The following is a 20723-nucleotide window of genomic DNA, read 5'->3' on the forward strand; positions in this document are numbered from 1 at the left end:
TGAATGAAACAAACAAATGTTTTGTTTGTGAACTATTGTTTCTTTAAAAGGAGGTGCTATTTTGAAAAATAAAGAGCAATTTATTTTAAACGAAATTAAAAAAAATCCTTTTATTACTCAACAAGAGTTAGCAGAACGTATTGGTTTATCAAGGCCAGCCACAGCTAATATAATATCTGGTTTAATAAAAAAGAAATATATATTAGGAAAAGCATACATTGTTAATGAGGAAGATTCCATAATCTGTATTGGAGCTGCTAATGTTGATAGAAAGTTTTATTGTGATACTGATCTACAATCTATGACTTCCAATCCAGTAAAATCAACAAAATCGATTGGAGGTGTAGCAAGAAATATTGCTGAAAACTTAGGGAGACTTGGTGAAAATGTTACATTTTTAACAGCAGCTGGAAATGATAGCGAATGGAGTTTGATTAAAAAACTATCTGAGCCTTTTATGAATACAAATTATATTCAACCTATAGAAAATGCAAGTACAGGATCATATACAGCTATTATAGATAAAAAAGGTGATATGCAGTATGGTTTTGCAGATATGAATATTTACGAGGAAATTACACCTGAATTTCTGTCAAAGCAGTCATCTATCTTATTAAAAGCTAAATGTTTAGTAATAGATTTAAATTTACCCAAAAAATCTATTGAGTACCTCACTTCATTCGCAGAAAAAAACAATATTAAGTTAGTAATTGTACCAGTATCTTCACCTAAAATGATCCATATGCCTAATTCACTACATTCAATTGATTGGTTAATTATTAATCGCGATGAAACTGAAACTTTTTTAAAAATGAAAATTGATAGTAATGATGACATGAGTATTGCTGCTGAGAAATTAATTAATCTTGGTGTGTCTAACGTCATTATTACAAATGGACTAAAACCACTCATTTTCAAAGATAATAGTTCAGAATCATTTCACTCAGTAATTTCATCTAAAAATGTAGTTGATGTAACTGGTGCTGGTGATTCATTTACTAGCGCAGTAATATATAGTTGGCTAAAAAATTATACTAATGAAGACATTATTAACTTAGCTTTGTTAAACTCGAAGAAAACTGTTGAAACTAATTACACTGTTAGACAAAATTTAGATCAAAAACAATTAGAAATTGAATTGGAGGAATTTAAAAATGAAAAAATTTCTTGAATTTTCTACAGAAGTTGAAGAAGCCAAAAAAAACAATAGTCCCATAGTAGCTTTAGAATCTACAATAATCTCTCATGGTATGCCCTACCCACAAAACATTGAAATGGCAAAAAAAGTTGAACAAATAATACGAGACAATGGCGCCACACCTGCTACTATTGCCATAATGGATGGGAAAATAAAAATTGGTTTAAACGAAAATGACTTGGAGACTCTAGCAAATAGTCCTAATGTCGCTAAAGTATCTCGTCGCGACTTAGCAGAAATAGTTGCTACTAAAAAAATTGGGGCTACAACTGTTGCTTCTACTATGATTTGTTCAGAATTAGCTGGGATACCATTTTTTGTCACTGGTGGAATTGGTGGTGTTCATAAGGGCGTAGAAACTAGTATGGATATTTCAGCAGATTTAGAAGAACTAGCGCATACAAATGTTACAGTTATATGCGCAGGAGCAAAATCTATTTTAGATTTGCCTAAAACGCTTGAATACTTAGAAACTAAAGGTGTTCCGGTAATTGGATATCAAACAACTGAACTACCTGCTTTTTTCACTAGAGAAAGCGGTTTAAAACTAAATAGTTCAGTTGAGGAACCTACAGAAATAGCTGAAATTTTCAAGACCAAAATGGAGTTAAATTTACATGGTGGAATGGTCATTGCAAATCCTGTTCCTAAAGAACATGAACTTTCTAAAGATTATATTGACACTATAATTGAAGAAGCTGTTAAAGATTCTATTGCCAATGGAATTAGTGGAAAAGACTCTACACCTTTCCTTCTTAAAACAATCGTTGAAAAAACAGATGGCAAAAGCTTAGAAACAAATATTAAGTTGGTAGAAAATAACGCTGTTTTAGGAGCTAAAATAGCTGTAGCTTTCAGCAAAATGTAGGTGCTTGACTATGTCAATAATCTTCACATTTTTAGGAATAGTTTTTGCTTTATTAGTTGCATATATTTTTAGTTTTAATAGAAAAGCTATAGATATAAAAAAACCAATGATTATGATAGTAATACAAATTGTTCTTGTTTTATTTATGATGAATACATCAATAGGTCTTAATTTATTAACCGCAATGAGTACATTTTTTGAAGGTTTAATGAATATTAGTAAAGAAGGTATTGAATTCGTTTTTGGAGATTTACAAAATAAAAACGGCTATAATTTCTTTCTAAATGTATTACTACCTTTAGTTTTTATTTCAGTTTTAATTGGTATGTTAAACTATTTTAAAATTTTACCTTTTCTAATTAAAATTATAGGTTGGATAATTAATAAAATAACTCATATGGGCCAACTTGAAAGCTATATCGCAATATCTACTTCTATGTTAGGTCAACCAGAGGTTTATTTAACAGTTAAAAATATTATTCCAAGCTTGTCAAAAGAAAAGTTATATACTATCGCTACTTCAGGTATGAGTGCTGTCAGTATGGCTATGCTAGGCTCATATATGCAAATGATCGATCCTAAATATGTAGTTACTGCAGTTGTTTTAAATATTTTCAGTGCTTTGATAATTGCTAGCGTCATTAATCCTTACAAAAATGATAATAAAGAATTAGAAGCTGAATCAGAAAAAAATATTAAAAAAACAACTTTCTTTCAAATGATTGGTGAAAGTGCTATTGATGGCTTCAGAATTGCTATTACTGTAGCAATAATGTTGTTAGCTTTTATATCTTTAATGAAAGGAATTACTATTGTATTTGATTTAGTCGGTCTAGATTTTAAAAAATTGATTGGTTACATATTTGCTCCTATCGCTTTCATTATGGGTATTCCATGGAGTGAAGCTATACGTGCTGGATCAATTATGGCAACAAAGTTAATTACAAATGAGTTCGTAGCAATGTTAGATTTTCAAAAAATTGCCTCTTCTCTATCTCCAAAGACTCAAGGTATAATATCTGTTTATCTTGTAAGCTTTGCTAACTTTGGTACTGTTGGAATTATGGTAGGAGCTATTAAAGGTATTGATAGTAAACAGGGAAATAAAGTAGCTTCTTTTGCCCTAAGATTATTATTAGGTGCAACATTAGCATCAATTATTTCAGCAAGTATTATTGGCTTAGTTTTATAAATAATAAAATTTTAAGTAAAAAGTCTTCACTAAAATTTAATAGTGAAGACTTTTTATTATAGAAAGTTCTTTATTTTCTTCTTCTGATTACTTTTTATAACTATTTATAAGAATTCTCTTTATCAATTTCAATAACACTTATCTAATATGGTAGCAAATTGCATTATCTATCTACTACTACACGAAGCTTATATTGAAATTGCTAAAGAACATCCCACGATGATTTTTTAACGGGAAATGAATGGGATTTGCTTACTCGAAGAAGCAGAAGGATTGTGCAAGCACAATCCCAAAATCCCGTTATTCTTTATAAATAAATAATATATATAAGGAAGCAGAAACCCAACCCTATCATCAATACTTATAAATAATGAGTTGATTGTTCGTCAAAATGAGTGGGATTCCGGGATTTCCTTGTTACACCAACGTTTATCACGGGTTTTTGATCGGAATTTTCTCTTATTCTTACCGGGATTCGTAATAAATGACAAATCAAATATATATTATCCCATTGATGTATATGAACTACATCACTATCACACTATCTAGGAGGCAATGATATGGAAACAATCACTCAAGAACTCAAACAATATATAACTCATCTATTCCAACTATCTAACAACGAAACATGGGAATGTGAAGCGTTAGAAGAAGCAGCAGAAAATATTCTACCGGAACGTTTTATTAATAATTCTCCACTGGCACATCTCATACTTGAAACTTATACCTACTATAATAATGAGCTACATGAGCTAAGTATCTATCCATTTCTAATGTACGCCAATAACCAACTCATCAGCATTGGTTATCTGGATCATTTTGATATGGACTTTCTATACCTCACAGATACTAAAAATACGATTATCGATGAACGTCATTTACTAAGAGAAGGAGGGAATAACCATGAATAATTGGATCAAAGTGGCATAAATATCTGTTACAGTCATTAACGAAGTGATTGACATCATGAAAGAAAAGCAAAATGGAGGAAAATAGTATGAAAATCAATCGATACATCACAAGAGGCATTAGTGAACAACTATCTCTAGACCTTCAAATCTTACTTTGGAATATGGTAAAAGAAAGAGATCAACAAGGTCATACAGATTACCTACACATTTTTAAACTACAAGAAGATAATAATATACTCTCTATTACTCATGAACAAGAACAGCCCGCATACAAATTGGAATATCACTATACAAACTATGTAAAAAATCAAAATGCAGTACCTAAGAAAGTCTACGTCATTCGTGAAGATGATGTAGACACTTTTTATTATGTGATGCTTTTACCAGAAGAATACTAAAAGGAGTGAAGATGATGAATACAATCAAAAGTACGATATACACAGAAGCGATATTTAGCGACGATGAAAAACACCGATACTTACTCAAAAAGACGTGGGATGAAAAGAAACCTGTTTGTACAGTGATAACGATGTATCCTCATTTAGATGGTGTATTATCACTCGATCTCACAACTGTTCTCATCCTCAACCAATTAGCTAATTCAGAAAGATACGGTGCTGTATATCTTGTAAATCTATTCTCTAATATTAAAAGTCCAGAAAATCTCAAACACATCAAAAATCCATACGATGAGCACACTGATATTCACTTGATGAAAGCGATTAGCGAAAGTGACACAGTGATTCTAGCTTATGGTGCTTATGCGAAGCGACCAGTTGTTGTAGAACGTGTCGAACAAGTGATGGAAATGCTAAAACCTCATAAGAAGAAAGTAAAGAAACTCATCAATCCAGTAACAAATGAAATCATGCATCCACTTAACCCTAAGGCACGTCAAAAATGGACATTGAAATAAAAGGAGGATTTATCTATGAACCATGACACTACACAGTCAGACTGGCGAACAGTTGCTAACTTCTTAGCAAAGCATAATTATGTATCAATAGTAAAAGGGCTAGTATATCATTTCACAGCAATTGAAGATGAAAAAATATTGGATAAAATCTATGAAAATTTTATGAATGACGATTGTATTACAACGGTCCTTAATAATGATTTATAGACAATTATTAACCATTATCTATCAAAATGAAAACTATATTCTAATAAAAATAAAGCATCCTTCACTTTTACGGTGAGGGATGCTCTATTTTTATTTTTTTATTTTCTTTTTGTTATCATTGATGTATTTATTATTAATATAAACAAATGTGACAGTTTTATATGTTTCATAGTAAGAGTAATAAATCAGAGATATTAGAGAATAATAAGAAAATGAGAATTAGTATGTAGTGAATTGTTAAAATAGAGTATTCACAGTGAATGATAACTTATTCGTTATTTATATTTATAATGCAAATATATAGGAAAATTTTAGGAGTGGAATTATGAAACTAAGAGCATTAGAGTATAGTGATTTACTTTTTGTTCATGAATTAAATAATGAATATTCTATTATGTCTTATTGGTTTGAAGAGCCTTATGAATCCTTAACGGAACTTCAATATTTATTTGATAAGCATTTATTAGATGAATCAGAGAGACGTTTTATTGTTGAAGATGAAAATCAAGTCATAGGAATTGTTGAATTAGTAGAAATTAATTACATCCATCGTAATTGTGAAATACAAATAATTATTAAACCTGAGTTCAGTGGTAAAGGTTATGCAAAATTCGCATTCGAAAAAGCGATAAATTATGCATTAGATATATTAAATATGCACAAAATTTATCTATATGTTGATACAGATAACAAAAAAGCTGTGCATATATACGAATCACAAGGATTTAAAACTGAAGGATTACTCAAAGAGCAATTCTACACTAAAGGTAAATATAAAGATGCCTATTTTATGTCACTATTGAAATCTGAATATATTTTATAGTATAAAAAATAACTCATATATTCATTTAGGTGGGTTCAAAACTAAATTACTAGAACGGGTTTCATTCGAATATCCATTAGAGGAATAAATAAAATTAAAAGAGAACTTGGATTTGTATTAATGGCACTCAATATAAGAAAAGTAGCAGCTCAATAATCTGAAAATAATCAAAAAATTATAAAAAAGACAATTTCTATATTATTTCAATAGAAATTGTCTTTATTGACTTATCCAGAGACTTTATGTCTCAGACTCATCATCCCACTCTCACATGAATGCATTGAGTTGACATTTTGTATAAGCACACAATCATTATATATAAATATTTAAACGCTTTTTTTATCCATTAATTATCATGACGAAGTATCCCTTTTTATCTATACACTAATCCACCATCAGTTAAAATGAATTGACCAGTAATATAGTCAGAATCATTAGAAGCTAAGAATGATACTAAGTTTGCAACAGCGGATGGTGATTGATATCTTCCAAGCGTAATTCTGAAGAAAAGGCTTCAAACGCATCTCCTATTTCAAGACTATCATCAAGTTTAACTATTTATTCATCATTCAACATACGATCAAAATTCAAGCAATGATATTTACTGCGCCAACTCTCGATTTAAGCATCTACATTCTTTCTAGGAATTAAACAATACGCGGCAATAAATGCGATAAACACTAAACCTGCCCCCACGATAAATGCGATTGTAGCTGCAAATTGTGCTGGATGATTGACGGACAATGCCGTATAGATTGTAGTTACAACAGCGATACCAAATGCTGCACCGAGTGTAGAAGTCATTTTGATAATCCCTGATGCAGTACCTGCTTTTTCTGACGGAACATTAGATACAGCTGTAGATAGCGCTGGTGTCGCAAAGAAACCTAATCCTAAACCTATAAAGATAAAGCCGATGCACGCTACAATATAATAAATCATGTTAGGCAACGAAGTGAAGGCTAAAAGTATAATACCCACTGTAATTGATATAGGACCTAGCATAAGTGGCAATTGCGGTCCTCGATTTTGCATAAAACGTTCACCTACACGTATCATTAATAAACTACACAACATATATGGAATTGTAATTAAACCTGCTTGTGCTCCTGTTAAATGTTTATCATCTTGAACATAGATATTAAATAATGCAAGTGAGCCTATATCCATATTCACCATTAAATTAGCTAATGTTGTGCCAATATAAATATTATTTGAAAATAAACTAAAATCTATGAAAGGTTCATTTTGACGTTTTTCAAATATATAGAAAGCTATTAATGTCACAATGAATATGGCAATTAATATTACAATAATAGGATTTAACCATCCAATTCTATCACCTTGGGTTATTACTATGTTAATACTTAACATCATAATGACAAAAATAATAATACCAATAATATCAAATTTTTTATTATGTGCAGATTCATCTTTAGATTCTGGTATGCCTTTAAGCAATATTAAGGCAAGAATTGAGAAAATGATTGACAACACGAAAATCCAACGCCACTCAATAAAAGTGGCTATCATTCCAGCAAATAGTGATGCTAATCCTGTTCCACCATATGAACCAAATGACCAATAACTTAGTGCCTTTTGTCTTTCTTCACCATGAAAGGATGAATTAATTAACGCAATAGTTGCTGGAAGTAGGCATGCTGCAGATAAACCTTGTAACACTCGACCTACCAATAATAAAAGTGGCGCATGAGATATAATCAGTGCAATAGACCCAAGTATACTAAGTATCAAACCTGCGTAAGTAATTTTAACTCGACCTAACTTATCAGATAAACCTCCTGCTACAACTATAAATACACCAGTTAAGAGTGATGTGAGACTGACCGCAATGTTAACAATACTCATATCTACATCATAGAAACGTTGAACATGTGGTGCGATATTCAAGAAAGACTGTGCAAACAACCAATATGTGAGAATCCCTAAAATAATCGCTACAATGAGTTGTTTTCCTTTATTAAACTGTTCACTCATCATTAAATGTCCTCCTGTTCTTCTTTATTTATTTCATTACAGCACTTTGACCAGCGATGCGACCAAAAGTGAAAATATCTGCCAGTGCATTACCACCTAGACGGTTACCCGCATGTATACCACCAGCAACTTCACCAGCTGCATACAATCCTTTAATGATATGACCTTCTACATCAACGACTTGTGCATGTATGTTGATTTTCAAACCACCCATAGTATGATGTATTGCAGGTTTTCGTGGTGTCGCATAGAATGGTGCTTTTTCGATTTTTAAATCAAATGCATTTTTATTGAAATCTTCATCATGTCCTAGTTCTACGAAAGTATTATATCTTTCAATCGTATTCACAAAAGTAGTTGCATCTATGTTTAATTTTTGAGCTAACACTTCTAAGGTATCAGCTTTTATTAAAGTGCCATCTTCTAATTCTTGATTTATTTTGTCTTCAGTCGTATTCATAGCTAGCGCTTTAATATTTGCGTCTGCAATAATATAGAAGATGCCGTCTTTTTGTTCTAATGCTGCCTTAGATAATACATCTCTACTTTCAAATTCGTTAACAAAACGATGGCCTTCCTTATTAATGAAGACGAAGTTTGAAGGTGTCACGATTAATCCTGTGAATAATGCACCTGTCTTAGGATCAGAAATCGGCATCATTTGAGAGAATCCCATACCTACGATGTCAGCGCCTGCTTGCACACCTAAACGTATACCATCACCTGTAATTGCAGGAGAATTTGTTGTTTTAATATCATCTGGAATGTTATCCCAATACGTATTATATTGTTGTATCATTTTAGTATTCGCTCCAAAACCACCTGTGGCCAACACTACGCCGTGACGAGTGTGAATCTTAACTTTAGCACCATTTGCTTTACGTGCTTCAATACCAACAACTTGATTACCTTCTTTAATTAATTTTTCTGCAGTAGTTTCTGTAAAAATACGACCATGATGCTGTTTAACGTAGTCTCCTAGATTTTCAATGTACTCTAAACCTTGTGCTTTCATTGGTTTATGACCACGACGCCATAGTGCACCAACAGGCATATCTACAAATGAACGATCAAAATGTACCCCTTTATCTTTCAACCAGTATACTGATTCCAAAACATTATCTGTGAGTGTTTTAACTAAATCATAATCACCTGAAATTTCGACATTATTACGATCTTTACGTCTTCCACCTAGATACGTTTGAATGCGATGTAATTCAACAGAATCGAAAAGATAATCATCTTTATTGCTACTTTTTTCAAGGTAATCTTTAATTTGACGCTTTAAAGTATTGAAATCTTCAAGATAAGCCTCATCTATATCCTTTTCATCATGATTTAATAACTGTATCAATGTGTCTTTTTCACCAGCGAGTGCAGGGAATGCACTTTGCCATTTAGGCTCAGCAGCATTGACTTGACCACCTGTTCGGATGGTATTGCCACCTATAGCCGCAAATTTCTCAAGCATGATGACTTCTTTTCCTTCGTCTAAAACCGTAGCAGCTGCACTTAAACCAGCACCACCTGTACCAATCACGACTACGTCAGTCGTCTCTTCAACGACCTCATCAGACCACTGAACGACTGGTTTAGGACGTGCTCGTAAAATATCTGGATCTTCGCCTGCTTGTTCAATTGCATCTGCAATGCCCTGTACGATGCCTTCACTTGTTACTGTCGCACCTGATATGACATCGACATTTAACGTTTGTCCATTGATGATATCTTGAGGTAAACGTTCAAAAACTGGGTTCGCTATACCTTCAGACTCTCCACTATCATCTACTTCAATACTTACAATTTTATCTTCCGACAATTGAACTTTCATTGGTAGATTGCCATTATGACCTTTTGCATAAACATGATACGTGCCTTTGTTAAATTTCACTTTTTTATTTTGTAGTGCTTTTAATCTTTCATATTTACGATGTTCTTCTTCTTTATCTAAAATCATGAAGTCCATCACTTTCCATAGAGGAGATGGTATGTGAAGTATTTTTTGGTCATGTATATCGACAAATTGTTCAACTTCTTCGTTTTGTGAAATTTTATCCGTCCATTGAGGTTCTACTAAATAGGCTTTCCCAACACTTAAAAGATCATAACCGAGTTCAAGGGCATGTTCTGCATCTTTTCGTTGCGCAATACTACCAACACCGATTAATGGAATTTGTGCCAATTGTGCACTTTGCATTTTATGATATTTATTAATTAAAGGTTCTGTATCTTCTTGATTCACTATGGACGTACGTTGATAACTGTTTGCTGATATATGGAAGTAATCGGGTTCATATTTTGCTAAAGTATTTAGTAAAAACATTGTATCTTCAAAACGTATGCCTGGCTCTTCAATTTCTTCAGGTGAGAATCGATATCCTATTATAAATTGAGAAGCTTCATTTTCATCAACGACATGTTGAACTTTTGTTAGTACTTCGATTGGGAATCGCGTACGTTTTTCACGACTGCCTCCCCATGTATCTTCTCTTCGATTAGAATGCGGAGAGAAAAATTGTTGTAATAAGTATGTGTTGGCACCATGAATTTCAACACCATCAAATCCTGCTTCTATAGCACGACGTGTCGCTTCTCCGAAATCTTCTATCATCTGATTGATTTGAGCATGTGTCATTTCTCTTGGTGGTACCGCATCAGGTCTTAATGCTGCAATAGGACTCGCAGATATGGGTTGTTCACCTTCATTGAACTTAGGATTCGCCATTCTTCCAGCATGATAAAGTTGTAAAATCGCTTTTGACCCCTTAGATTGAATCGCTTCTGCTAGACGTTTAAGTCCAGGTATTTTGTCATCGTTATCAATACCTATAGCTCCTGGGAAGCCTCTCCCATGGTTTTCAACAAAACAACTTTCAACAATAATTGCTGAAGCATCACCAGCCCTAAATTGATAATAATCAATCATTTCTGATGTAACACTTCCATCAAAATATCCAGCTTGGATAGTCATGGGCGCCATTAATACTCTATTTTTTAATTCGGCACCACATTTAAATTTAAAAGTATCAAATAATTCTTTACTCATAGCAATTCCTCCTAATACATTGTGATTTTTTTCACATTTATACTTAAAAATAAAATACTCTTTATGAGTATTTTTTAAAATTTTATAAATACCTTTGCATTTTTGAAGTCATTAAAACGTTTCCATCTCTTGTCACAATGATGCCTTCAACACCATCTATGAGGTTTAATAATTCAATATTTTGTTGTGATTGACCAAAACTACAAATTGTACTCCATACCTCGCCATCAATCCCATGATCAGATATGATTGTCACGCTAGCGATATCATTATCTACAGGATACCCTGTATTGGAATCCAAAATATGATGAAATAATTGATGTTCCTGTATGAAATAGCGTTCATAGATGCCTGAAGTAACAACTGATTGATGCTCTACATTTAATGTAACGAGTGATAATGCATCTTTATAAAAAGGATTGCGTATACCTACATGCCATTTTTCTAGAGTTTCCGGTTGTCTACCAATTGTTAAAACATTACCACCTAAATCGATAATGGCAGAAGCTACACCATGAGATAAAAAGTATTGCTGTAATTGATCAGCAAAATAACCTTTTACAATGGCTCCTAAATCAATCTCCATTCCTGGTCGTGTAAGAAATACTTCATGTGTCTTTGAATTTAGAACAAGATTTTCAGGATTCATACACATTAAAGCGCGTTGTATATCTTCTTCTTTAGGTTTCAATGCATCTTTGAAACCAATTTTCCATAATTTAACTAATGGCCCTATCAATATGTTCATCTTAAAATTAGAAGATAGTGTAGTTTCATAACCATAACGTATCATGTTAAACATCTCAGGATTAACCTTGACTGGTGCGATACCTGCATGTTGATTCACATTCATCAAATCTGATTTTGGATCATTAGCACTAAATTGAGATTCCCAATCATGAATTTTTAATTCAGCTTCTTGAAGTAATGTACTCGAATGTTGATGTTCAATCGATAAACGTATCACCGTCCCCATTGCTTTAACCATTAGCGTTTCCACTTTTGATTCCCCCTTTCTACGTGTATCACAACGCTAATATGTATATAAATTTTAAAAGCTATTTTAAATGAAATTATTACCTTAGTTTCTACATTCATATTAACACAATTTCAAATATTTGATTTTTACTTATTTAGATGTTCATAATTATGTCAAAAGTTAATCAAAGTATAAATTTTACTATTTTAAAAAATTCTTTATTATATATTTTTAATAAAAAAGAGTAGAACAGAAGCCGTACAGAATTCTTTATTCCATTCTTCACACAGTATTATGATCTGCAACAACAACTATTGATATTCCATTAGTATATATGCTGTATACCAAAATAAAATAAGAAAGCATTTCCTTTAGATTTTTATAGTTCTTAAAAATATCTAATTCCTTTAAATCATTTATATTAGAATACTCACTGTAAAGAATATTTTCTTTTTTAGCAATTCTAAATATTTCATCTTGGCTAATAGATAGAAATATTGTTTGTTCCATTCATCATATAATTTTAAATCATGTGATCCTAGAGTATGTATATGTAATAGTGTCTTATGGTATTCACTAAAATTTATTTTACCTTGTTCTTTCATCATCTTATAGGCTTTTTCTACTTCTATGTCTCTCATTCGACCCCTTTCAAAGATAAATTTTTCACAATCTATTTTTTAGTTTTATTTGTGGTACGCTTCGCCTCGCATTATTTTAAATGCTCGATATACTTGTTCGATTAAGACAACGCGCATCATTTGATGAGGGAAGGTCATTTTACTGAACGAAAGTGCGTAGTTGCTGCGTTTTAAGACGTCTTTATGCAAGCCGTTTGATCCTCCAATGACAAATACAAAGTCGCTTTGACCTTGTGTCATGCGTTGTTGAAGTTCTTGCGCTAATCCTTCTGATGACAACATTTTGCCTTGTATCTCTAATGTTATAACCGTTGCTTGTGGTTTAATTTTAGCTAGAAGGCGCTGTCCTTCTTTTTCTTTCACTTGTTCGATTTCTTTTTCACTCATATTTTCTGAAGCTTTCTCATCGGGTACTTCAATAATTTCAATTTTGGAATAAGCACCCAATCTTTTTTCATATTCTGCAATAGACTGTTTCCAATATTTTTCTTTTAATTTACCTACAGCTAAGATAGTTATCTTCATATAATCCTCCATAGATGTTAATAGTTATCCCACTTATCCACAAGTTATTCACTTGTTAACAGAATTCCCTCTAATTATAACAGTAATGTATATAAATTCTGTGGAAAAATTTAGAAATAGCACTAAAATATGTTATTAACACCTCAAATTTGTGGATAAGTCTGTGAATAATGTGAGTATTTCTGTGTGTATTATACACAACAGTGGATAACTTTTTCTATTTTTGGGGATAACTAGAAGTAAGTCTTAAATATTTATTCACATATTTTATCCAAATCCTACTTTTATAGGGTTCCTTATGAATATTAATGTATAGTTCAAATTATTAGATAATTACATCAAAATATAGAAAAAGACCTACTTACAATTATTAAAATTATAAGTAGGCCGTCTGTCTGAAATATTATAATGTGTAAATAGGTGTAGCTTGTGCTTTATCTGTATCACACAATAATACTTCTTTTTCTGTATCAATATCGTGTTCATTTAACACTTGCCCTACACTCATACGTGCTAACTCTTTCATATTATTATCTTGAGATAAGTGAGAAAGATAAATACGCTTCGTATTGCCTGTAATAACATCCGTCATCGCAAGTCCAGCATCCTCATTTGATACATGGCCCATATCGCTTAAAATACGTTGTTTCGTCTTCCAAGGATAACGACACATGCGTAACATATCCACATCATGATTGCTCTCAAACATAAAAGCGTCACTACCCTGAATCATACCTTTCATACGGTCAGAAACATAACCTGTGTCTGTAATCATCGTAAATTTCTTATAATTATTATGGAAAATGTAAAACTGAGGGTCAATCGCATCGTGAGATACATTAAATGACTCTATATCAAAACCTGCAATTGATTTCGTTTCATATGGATTAAAAATGAATTTTTGATCCATTGGTATTTTTCCATCTTTTTTATCGATAGCTTTCCACGTATTCTCATTCGCATAAATCGGTAAACCGTATTTACGAGCAACCACACCTAATCCTTTAATATGATCACTATGCTCATGAGTAACCAATATACCGTTTAAATCTTTCATATTTCTATCTATTTGGCTAAATAACTCTTCCATTTTCTTACCAGTGAGTCCAACATCTACTAAAAGACTGCCTTTATCACTTTCAACATAAGTGGCATTTCCCGTACTACCACTTGCTAGAACACTCATGCGTATCAAACAGCTCATCCTTTCTACTTCCGACAACCTATTCTATATGTTAGAGTGCCTTCAGTCTAAATTATCTATTCTACACTCTTTTTCCTAAAAAATGATGTTTCGAACAACTCACATCATTCGAAACATTCCAGTCCTTTAAAAATACCTTTATATTATACTATATCAACACAGAAATTAAAGTTCCAATTCCTTGTTTATGTCTTACCATCTTCACAAAACACAAAAAAGTAAGTGCATGGAACCTAAGACCCACACACTTACTTATACTTCCCACACCCCAAATCACTCCCTCTCTTAAATAAGAGAAAAGAAAGAATGAGGTTAGTTATTTATTATTGAAAAAGTTTATTAATCTTAATTTCAGTGAAAAATTCTGAAGATTATTACGTAGCGATGTTGCCCACCACTCGAAAGAACAATATCTTAGTGAACTTAAGTGCTTAGACATTTAAGTAAGTAGCTCTAAAGATGGATAACGAATGGCGTTGCGCGACGCCTGAGGGAACAGTACAAGTTGAAGACCTTAGAAATCCCCACAGATTTATCTGTGAGGAATTTCTGGCTGAAACTGTACCCTAGGCACGCGTCGCAACATAATGAGTAACATCCATCTAAGAGCAATCTAGAAAGAACATACGCAACAAAAGCACGTAATAATTCGTAAGAATTATCCTTTCATCTAACACACTAAAGTATCCCTAGTTATCAATAACCTTAGGATTCGCTGATGTCGCCTCCACATAATACGTCTTCGTATCATTTTTACCTTTATGCTTCACTTTAATCTCCCAGTTCGCTTGCAACAACTGCACATTCGTTTCCCTCACGACTGAGTAATAACCAAGTCTCGCATCCAACACTTCGTCGCCCGTTTTTAAATAACGATTAAAATACAATGTCTCAATCGCCTTACGTGGCGTAATCACCTGTTTCTTAGGATTACTATCACTCTTCGCAGGCTCAATCTTACTCATCACCGTCTGCTTATAACTCGTTGCCTTACCATCACTCACATTAAAACGTAAACGCGCTTTATTATTATTCATCAGTGGATAACCGTCATACGTCTGTTCATATGTCACCGAATCCCCTGATACACTTCCTAATTGATACGCCTTACCATTATAAATATTATCCATAATGTAATTCTTCAAATCACTTAAATTACTATCACTCACATTAACCGTACTGTTAATCTCACCAGTCAGCGTATAGCCCGCGTCATCCGCTTCCAACGACGATTTATCTTCCGCATAATTATCGAAATTCTTCGATGTCGCAGTAATCATCTGCATCTTCGTACCACTGACATCTTTATTCAACACATCTTTCGAAATCTTAATCTCTTCTTGCTGAAAATTAACCTCATTATCACTCTCTGACTCGTTAATCTGAGACTTCGTCACCTTGTTAATGTAAATCATAACTAGCAGGATGTTAACAAGAACAAATACGAAAATAAACAATGTCTTCGTTCGTTTCCAGTTCATTTATTCAAGCCTCCCATCCTCATATGCATACCAATCTCCATCATATTCAACATACCACGTTGGAATAAACTCACTATTACGTTGCACTTCAATATCATCTTTCGAAGGTTGATCATCTTCACGATAGCCGACCGTCATATTCGTTACTTTTTGGAAATCAATATCATGATTGTTAGCTAAAGCTGAACGCACAGTTTCTGCGCTATCTAAAGATTTACTTTCACCTTCTAAAGGTACGCTAGAACGTAGTAATGCGCGTTTATAATCATAAATACCTTTTTCTCCCCATGTGACTTCAATTTCATTCAACTTCTGATCATTGAATGTTGGATGTCCATTAAGGAATAACTGATACGTCAGTTCGCCTGATGAATTATCCGTACTAAATAGACGGAAATCATCGTTAAAGAAGCCACCATGGCCATTAATATATTCAAAAGTACTTGGAATCGTTGTGTCCATATCACTCAAACTTGATTCGTCTTCAGACAAGTTCTTATAGTGATATTTTTTACTCTCATCATTATAGTTTGCTACACCTGTATTGTTGTTATAGGTCGTAGCACCACTTTTTCCGCTTCGAATAATAACAGAATCATCGAATAGAATTGAATTCATTGTTTCTACAGGAATTGTGTCATATACCATACGATAAGAACGCATATGTTTAGGCTGACTTGGCGCAAAGATATGCGTTGCTTTATCGATGGTATCTTTATTTGTAATAATCTCAGAATATTTCTGCATATCCTTATTCAATTGATCCATCGTTTTAGCAAAATTCGCAGCTTTCGCATTCATCGTCACTTTCATAACTTGATGTCGGTCTTTACTTATCGCGTATAGCTCTAAATTACCCTTTGGATTCTCATCAACTAATAAACGATTAAAATTAAAATCTTTAGGCACTTTCGCAGACGTATTTAAGACTTGTCCTAAATATGTAGTTAAAGGCATGTCATAAGTAAAATCTAATACAGTAAAACGTGTATTCAACGTCGGAAGCGTTAAGTTGTAATCACGCTGTAAATGCTCAATTTTACTTACTTCATGATTCTTTAAAGCCTCTGTCACTTGAGACAATTGCGAACGTGACGGCGCCATACCTTTTACTTTATCGTCTTTCACTTCAACTATTTGGTACGGCGCAATCACATTATCAATATGCGCTGCCATTGGTTTACCAATCGATTTCACATTACTTTTTTTACTCTCTGCACTATCGATATTCGTTAAATCAGGCGTAAAATTCCATACCATATACGTTAAGACGATACTCATCATGACTAACAAAATAAGAATAATAGATTTGATGTACTCCTTACTCTTCATCCCAATCACCATCGTCTATAACTTCACATGGAAGCGTAATAAATATCGATGTACCTTGTCCTTCAACGCTGTTTGCCCAAATACGACCATTATGTGCTTCAACGATCTCTTTTGAAATCGCAAGACCTAAACCAGTACCGCCCATTTTACGTGTACGTGCTTTATCTACACGATAGAAGCGATCAAAGATTTTATCTACTTTGTTAATAGGGATACCAATACCATTATCCTTAATACGAATCGTCATACGATTATATAATGCATTCTGTTTCACGTGGAACTCGACACGTTTCTGGCCACGAGAATATTTCATCGCATTAGTAATAACATTGTCGAACACTTGCGTCATCTTATCTGGGTCAATTTCAGTGAAAATTGTATCTTGAGGAATCTCACGCACAAAAATCGTATCTTTCGCTGCCATTTCATGTCGATTAATAATTTTATTAATAAACATATTGAAGTCGACAATTTCTTTAGTGATTTGTTCAGATTCGTTATCCATTTTCGATAATTGAAGTAAGTCGTTAACCAAACGAATCATACGTTCTGTTTCTTCACGCGTCACTGATAAGAATTGCGGTGCTAAATTATCATCTTTCCACGCGCCTTCTTCTAACGCTTCAATATAACTGTTCATTGACGTTAATGGCGTACGTAATTCATGAGACACATTGGCTACGAATTCACGACGTTCACGTTCAACTTGTTGTTGCTCCGTAACATCGTGTAGCACGGCAATATAACCATTCACAAAGCCAGTCTCTTGAACGATAGTACTAAAGTTTACACGCGCAATAATACCTTCTTCTTCATTGATATCAAGTAAGAAACTATCATTATTATCTTGAATCTCTTCTAAAGAGAACTCATCTTCTATATTTAAGACATTTAACATGTAATAACCAATTAAATCTTCTCGTGCCATGCCTAACATTTTAAGCGCCATATCGTTAACGATACGGACACGTCCACGTCGGTCCGTCGCAATAATCCCGTCACTCATGTGCGTGATAACGGAATCTAGACGACGTTTCTCACTTTCCGTATTCGCTTGTGCTTCTTGAACACGTTTCGATAAGTTATTAAATGCTAAGGCAAGTTCACCAATTTCGTCATTCCCGTAAATCTTCACACGTTGCGTATAATTCCCTTTCGACATTTCGACCGTCTGGTTACGCATATCGGTAATCGGTCGCGTAATCGTTCGTGCAATGAAGAAACCTAGAATTACCGTTATGAAAAGGGAAATTGCCGTACCAATAATGAAGATTTGGTTAATATTATTCAATTGATTATATACATCATTAATATTTGATTCTATGTAAATATTACCAATCGTCTCGTTGCCGTTTTTCACAGGCAAGTTATAAATCCAAATTCGTTCTTTACCACTACCATAATCCTTTAGTACATTATGACTATTTGGTTCTCCTAGAGATAAAGCTTTTTGGACCGAATTATCATTGACCTTCTGATTAATCAAATTATGAGACGATAACTTCGCCGTCGCCATAATAATTTGATCTTTATCAATAAAACGAATTTCTTCGATTTCTTGACGATTGGCATACTCATTTAATAAACTTTGCACTTCTTTTTGTGCATTAGACGGATCATCTCTATAGATCCGTTCGATATTAACTTCAAGCTGCGTCGCATATTGTTTAATATTCTTCATGAAGTTATTCGTTAATTCTTTTTCCAAACTATTAGTGAAATACAGACCGATAATCTGCATTCCAATAATAATCAGTAACACATAGACAATAACAAGCTTTGTGTGAAGGGATTGTAACTGCTTCAGCCACTTCATAATCTTTAACCCCTAATCATGTTGTTGGAGGAAATATCCAACGCCTCTACGTGTCACAATATATTCTGGATGAGATGGATCATCTTCAATCTTCTCACGTAAACGACGAATCGTTACATCCACTGTACGCACGTCGCCGAAGTAATCATAACCCCAAACCGTTTGTAATAAATGTTCACGTGTCATCACTTGACCCATATGTTTAGATAAGTAATGGAATAATTCGAACTCACGATGCGTTAATTCGATATCTTCGCCACGTTTCTTAATAGAATACGCATCTGGATAGATGACAATATCCTTAATTGTGATTTCATTAGAAGTACTAGCCACTTCTTGAGCAGGTTGTGAATAATGACGACGTAAGTTCGCTTTCACACGCGCAATCAATTCACGCGTACTAAACGGTTTCGTTACATAGTCATCCGCACCTAATTCAAGACCCAACACTTTATCAATTTCAGAGTCTTTCGCCGTTAACATAATGATAGGCATTTCGTATTTTTTACGTACCTCACGACATACTTCCATCCCGTCGCGTCCAGGTAACATGATATCTAATAAGACGATATCTGGTTCTTCTTCATAAATTAAATCCACTGCATCATTACCATCGTAAGCGCAGTAAACATCATAACCTTCTTTTTTTAAATTAAATTCCAATATATCCGCAATCGGCTTCTCATCATCAACTACAACAACTTTTCTTGCCATATCTATAAACCTCATTTCTCAAATTGTAGTTCTATATTTCATGAAATATTTATGCTAATTAGTAAAGAATAAACAGTGATTTGATGCGTTAAATTAAGTTTATAGCGCATATTAACCTACTATATAATTTACCATTAATAGTCACTTAATTCTATTTTCATAATTAAATTTATAGAATAATATTAGTTTCAAGTTTACCACTCTAATTTAATATTACAAATATGTTGAACGCCTTTGAAATGAGACAATAATCGTAGTGACACATGATTTGAAGATTATTACAAATAGATGATAGCTATTGAAGTCATTCTACCAACGTTTATAAGATAATTTTTATTGAAATATTAAGAATATGTTGCACCGTCATACACCTGTAACGCATTGAATACAATTGAGAAAGATTTAACTTTTAGACTATGCCCGTAGTCTTATTTTTTGAAAAGGGAATATAAAGAGGACTGCCACAAGAAATGGGGATTACTAAGCAAAAAAGCATAAAAAAAATGCCTACCCTTTTGGGTAAGCAATACGGTCTCGACGGGAATCGAACCCGCGATCTCCTGCGTGACAGGCAGGCGTGTTAACCGCTACACTACGAGACCTCCAAAATGGTGACTCCTACGGGACTCGAACCCGTGTTACCGCCGTGAAAGGGCGGTGTCTTAACCGCTTGACCAAGGAGCCGTTCTTAAGCACAAGATAGATTATAGCATAGCCTATATTTTAAAGACAAGACATTTTTTACATAATTTTAATATTTTTTTAGAAATCTTAATTTTTACTGGAAAAGCCTATAATATCAAAGGTTTAAAGTTTACATATCCTTCATTTTTAACCCTTTTACACTCGGATAAAAAATAAAAAAAACAGAC

At 33.3% G+C, this 20723-nt stretch carries 18 protein-coding genes, 2 tRNA genes and 2 pseudogenes; 9 read left to right on the plus strand and 13 right to left on the minus strand.

The window, feature by feature from the left end; genetic code table 11:
* Positions 1-61: 61 nt before the first annotated feature.
* The 9 genes and pseudogenes from CD128_RS09185 to CD128_RS09230 all read left to right on the plus strand — a co-directional run.
* A complete protein-coding gene (locus CD128_RS09185; protein ID WP_048667849.1) occupies positions 62-1171 on the plus strand; it encodes a carbohydrate kinase in 1110 nt (369 codons plus the stop codon).
* Complete coding sequence (locus tag CD128_RS09190) at positions 1155-2066, plus strand: pseudouridine-5'-phosphate glycosidase (protein WP_049395052.1); 912 nt, start codon at positions 1155-1157, stop codon at positions 2064-2066. Before CD128_RS09185 ends, CD128_RS09190 begins: the two co-directional genes overlap by 17 nt.
* A gap of 10 nt (positions 2067-2076) precedes the next feature.
* The gene (locus tag CD128_RS09195) at positions 2077-3258 is read left to right on the plus strand and encodes a NupC/NupG family nucleoside CNT transporter (RefSeq protein ID WP_048667851.1); all 1182 of its coding nucleotides are present in this window, start codon (positions 2077-2079) and stop codon (positions 3256-3258) included.
* A gap of 560 nt (positions 3259-3818) precedes the next feature.
* Positions 3819-4169, plus strand: coding sequence for an SAUGI family uracil-DNA glycosylase inhibitor (locus tag CD128_RS09200; protein ID WP_049426125.1), 351 nt, complete (start codon positions 3819-3821; stop codon positions 4167-4169).
* A gap of 86 nt (positions 4170-4255) precedes the next feature.
* On the plus strand, positions 4256-4567 hold the full coding sequence (locus CD128_RS09210) for a DUF960 domain-containing protein (RefSeq protein WP_049426126.1): 312 nt from the start codon (positions 4256-4258) through the stop codon (positions 4565-4567).
* 14 nt (positions 4568-4581) lie between these two features.
* A complete protein-coding gene (locus tag CD128_RS09215; RefSeq protein WP_049395114.1) occupies positions 4582-5085 on the plus strand; it encodes a DUF1643 domain-containing protein in 504 nt (167 codons plus the stop codon).
* 15 nt (positions 5086-5100) lie between these two features.
* Positions 5101-5292: a hypothetical protein gene (locus CD128_RS09220; protein ID WP_049395113.1), complete on the plus strand. Its 192-nt coding sequence runs from the start codon at positions 5101-5103 to the stop codon at positions 5290-5292.
* A gap of 325 nt (positions 5293-5617) precedes the next feature.
* Positions 5618-6115: a GNAT family N-acetyltransferase gene (locus CD128_RS09225; RefSeq protein ID WP_049426128.1), complete on the plus strand. Its 498-nt coding sequence runs from the start codon at positions 5618-5620 to the stop codon at positions 6113-6115.
* 57 nt (positions 6116-6172) lie between these two features.
* Positions 6173-6390: pseudogene (locus CD128_RS09230) on the plus strand (IS5/IS1182 family transposase); the annotation flags it as partial.
* A gap of 98 nt (positions 6391-6488) precedes the next feature.
* On the opposite strand, the pseudogene CD128_RS09235 reads toward CD128_RS09230, so the two are convergent.
* The 13 genes and pseudogenes from CD128_RS09235 to CD128_RS09295 all read right to left on the minus strand — a co-directional run.
* Positions 6489-6673, minus strand: a pseudogene (locus CD128_RS09235) (SDR family oxidoreductase); the annotation flags it as partial.
* Between the two features lie 63 nt (positions 6674-6736).
* Positions 6737-8113, minus strand: a complete 1377-nt coding sequence (locus CD128_RS09240) for an MFS transporter (RefSeq protein ID WP_103329678.1) — start codon at positions 8111-8113, stop codon at positions 6737-6739.
* A gap of 28 nt (positions 8114-8141) precedes the next feature.
* Positions 8142-11159 carry an NADH-dependent flavin oxidoreductase gene (locus tag CD128_RS09245; RefSeq protein ID WP_049394883.1) on the minus strand — a complete coding sequence of 1006 codons (3018 nt, stop codon included), beginning with the start codon at positions 11157-11159 and terminating at the stop codon, positions 8142-8144.
* A gap of 82 nt (positions 11160-11241) precedes the next feature.
* Complete coding sequence (locus CD128_RS09250; RefSeq protein WP_049394886.1) at positions 11242-12147, minus strand: FAD:protein FMN transferase; 906 nt, start codon at positions 12145-12147, stop codon at positions 11242-11244.
* A gap of 273 nt (positions 12148-12420) precedes the next feature.
* Entirely contained in the window at positions 12421-12648 is a 228-nt protein-coding gene (locus CD128_RS11885) for a hypothetical protein (protein WP_154393804.1), read from the minus strand.
* 176 nt (positions 12649-12824) lie between these two features.
* Positions 12825-13304 (minus strand): 23S rRNA (pseudouridine(1915)-N(3))-methyltransferase RlmH, encoded by a 480-nt coding sequence (gene rlmH, locus CD128_RS09260; protein ID WP_103329650.1) that lies wholly within the window; start codon positions 13302-13304, stop codon positions 12825-12827.
* Between the two features lie 403 nt (positions 13305-13707).
* Positions 13708-14508: an MBL fold metallo-hydrolase gene (locus CD128_RS09265; protein ID WP_103297267.1), complete on the minus strand. Its 801-nt coding sequence runs from the start codon at positions 14506-14508 to the stop codon at positions 13708-13710.
* 689 nt (positions 14509-15197) lie between these two features.
* Complete coding sequence (locus CD128_RS09270; protein ID WP_103329651.1) at positions 15198-15989, minus strand: two-component system regulatory protein YycI; 792 nt, start codon at positions 15987-15989, stop codon at positions 15198-15200.
* Complete coding sequence (locus tag CD128_RS09275; RefSeq protein ID WP_103329652.1) at positions 15990-17321, minus strand: YycH family regulatory protein; 1332 nt, start codon at positions 17319-17321, stop codon at positions 15990-15992.
* Positions 17311-19137, minus strand: a complete 1827-nt coding sequence (gene walK / locus CD128_RS09280; RefSeq protein WP_103329653.1) for a cell wall metabolism sensor histidine kinase WalK — start codon at positions 19135-19137, stop codon at positions 17311-17313. Before walK ends, CD128_RS09275 begins: the two co-directional genes overlap by 11 nt.
* A 12-nt stretch (positions 19138-19149) precedes the next feature.
* Positions 19150-19851 (minus strand): response regulator YycF, encoded by a 702-nt coding sequence (gene yycF, locus CD128_RS09285; RefSeq protein WP_103297271.1) that lies wholly within the window; start codon positions 19849-19851, stop codon positions 19150-19152.
* A gap of 529 nt (positions 19852-20380) precedes the next feature.
* Positions 20381-20453: transfer RNA gene (locus CD128_RS09290), tRNA-Asp, on the minus strand.
* Between the two features lie 7 nt (positions 20454-20460).
* A tRNA-Glu gene (locus CD128_RS09295) sits at positions 20461-20535 on the minus strand.
* Positions 20536-20723 lie beyond the last annotated feature (188 nt).

Origin of the sequence: Staphylococcus croceilyticus (genome assembly GCF_002902575.1) — a bacterium.
Classification (GTDB): Bacteria; Bacillota; Bacilli; order Staphylococcales; family Staphylococcaceae; genus Staphylococcus; species Staphylococcus croceilyticus.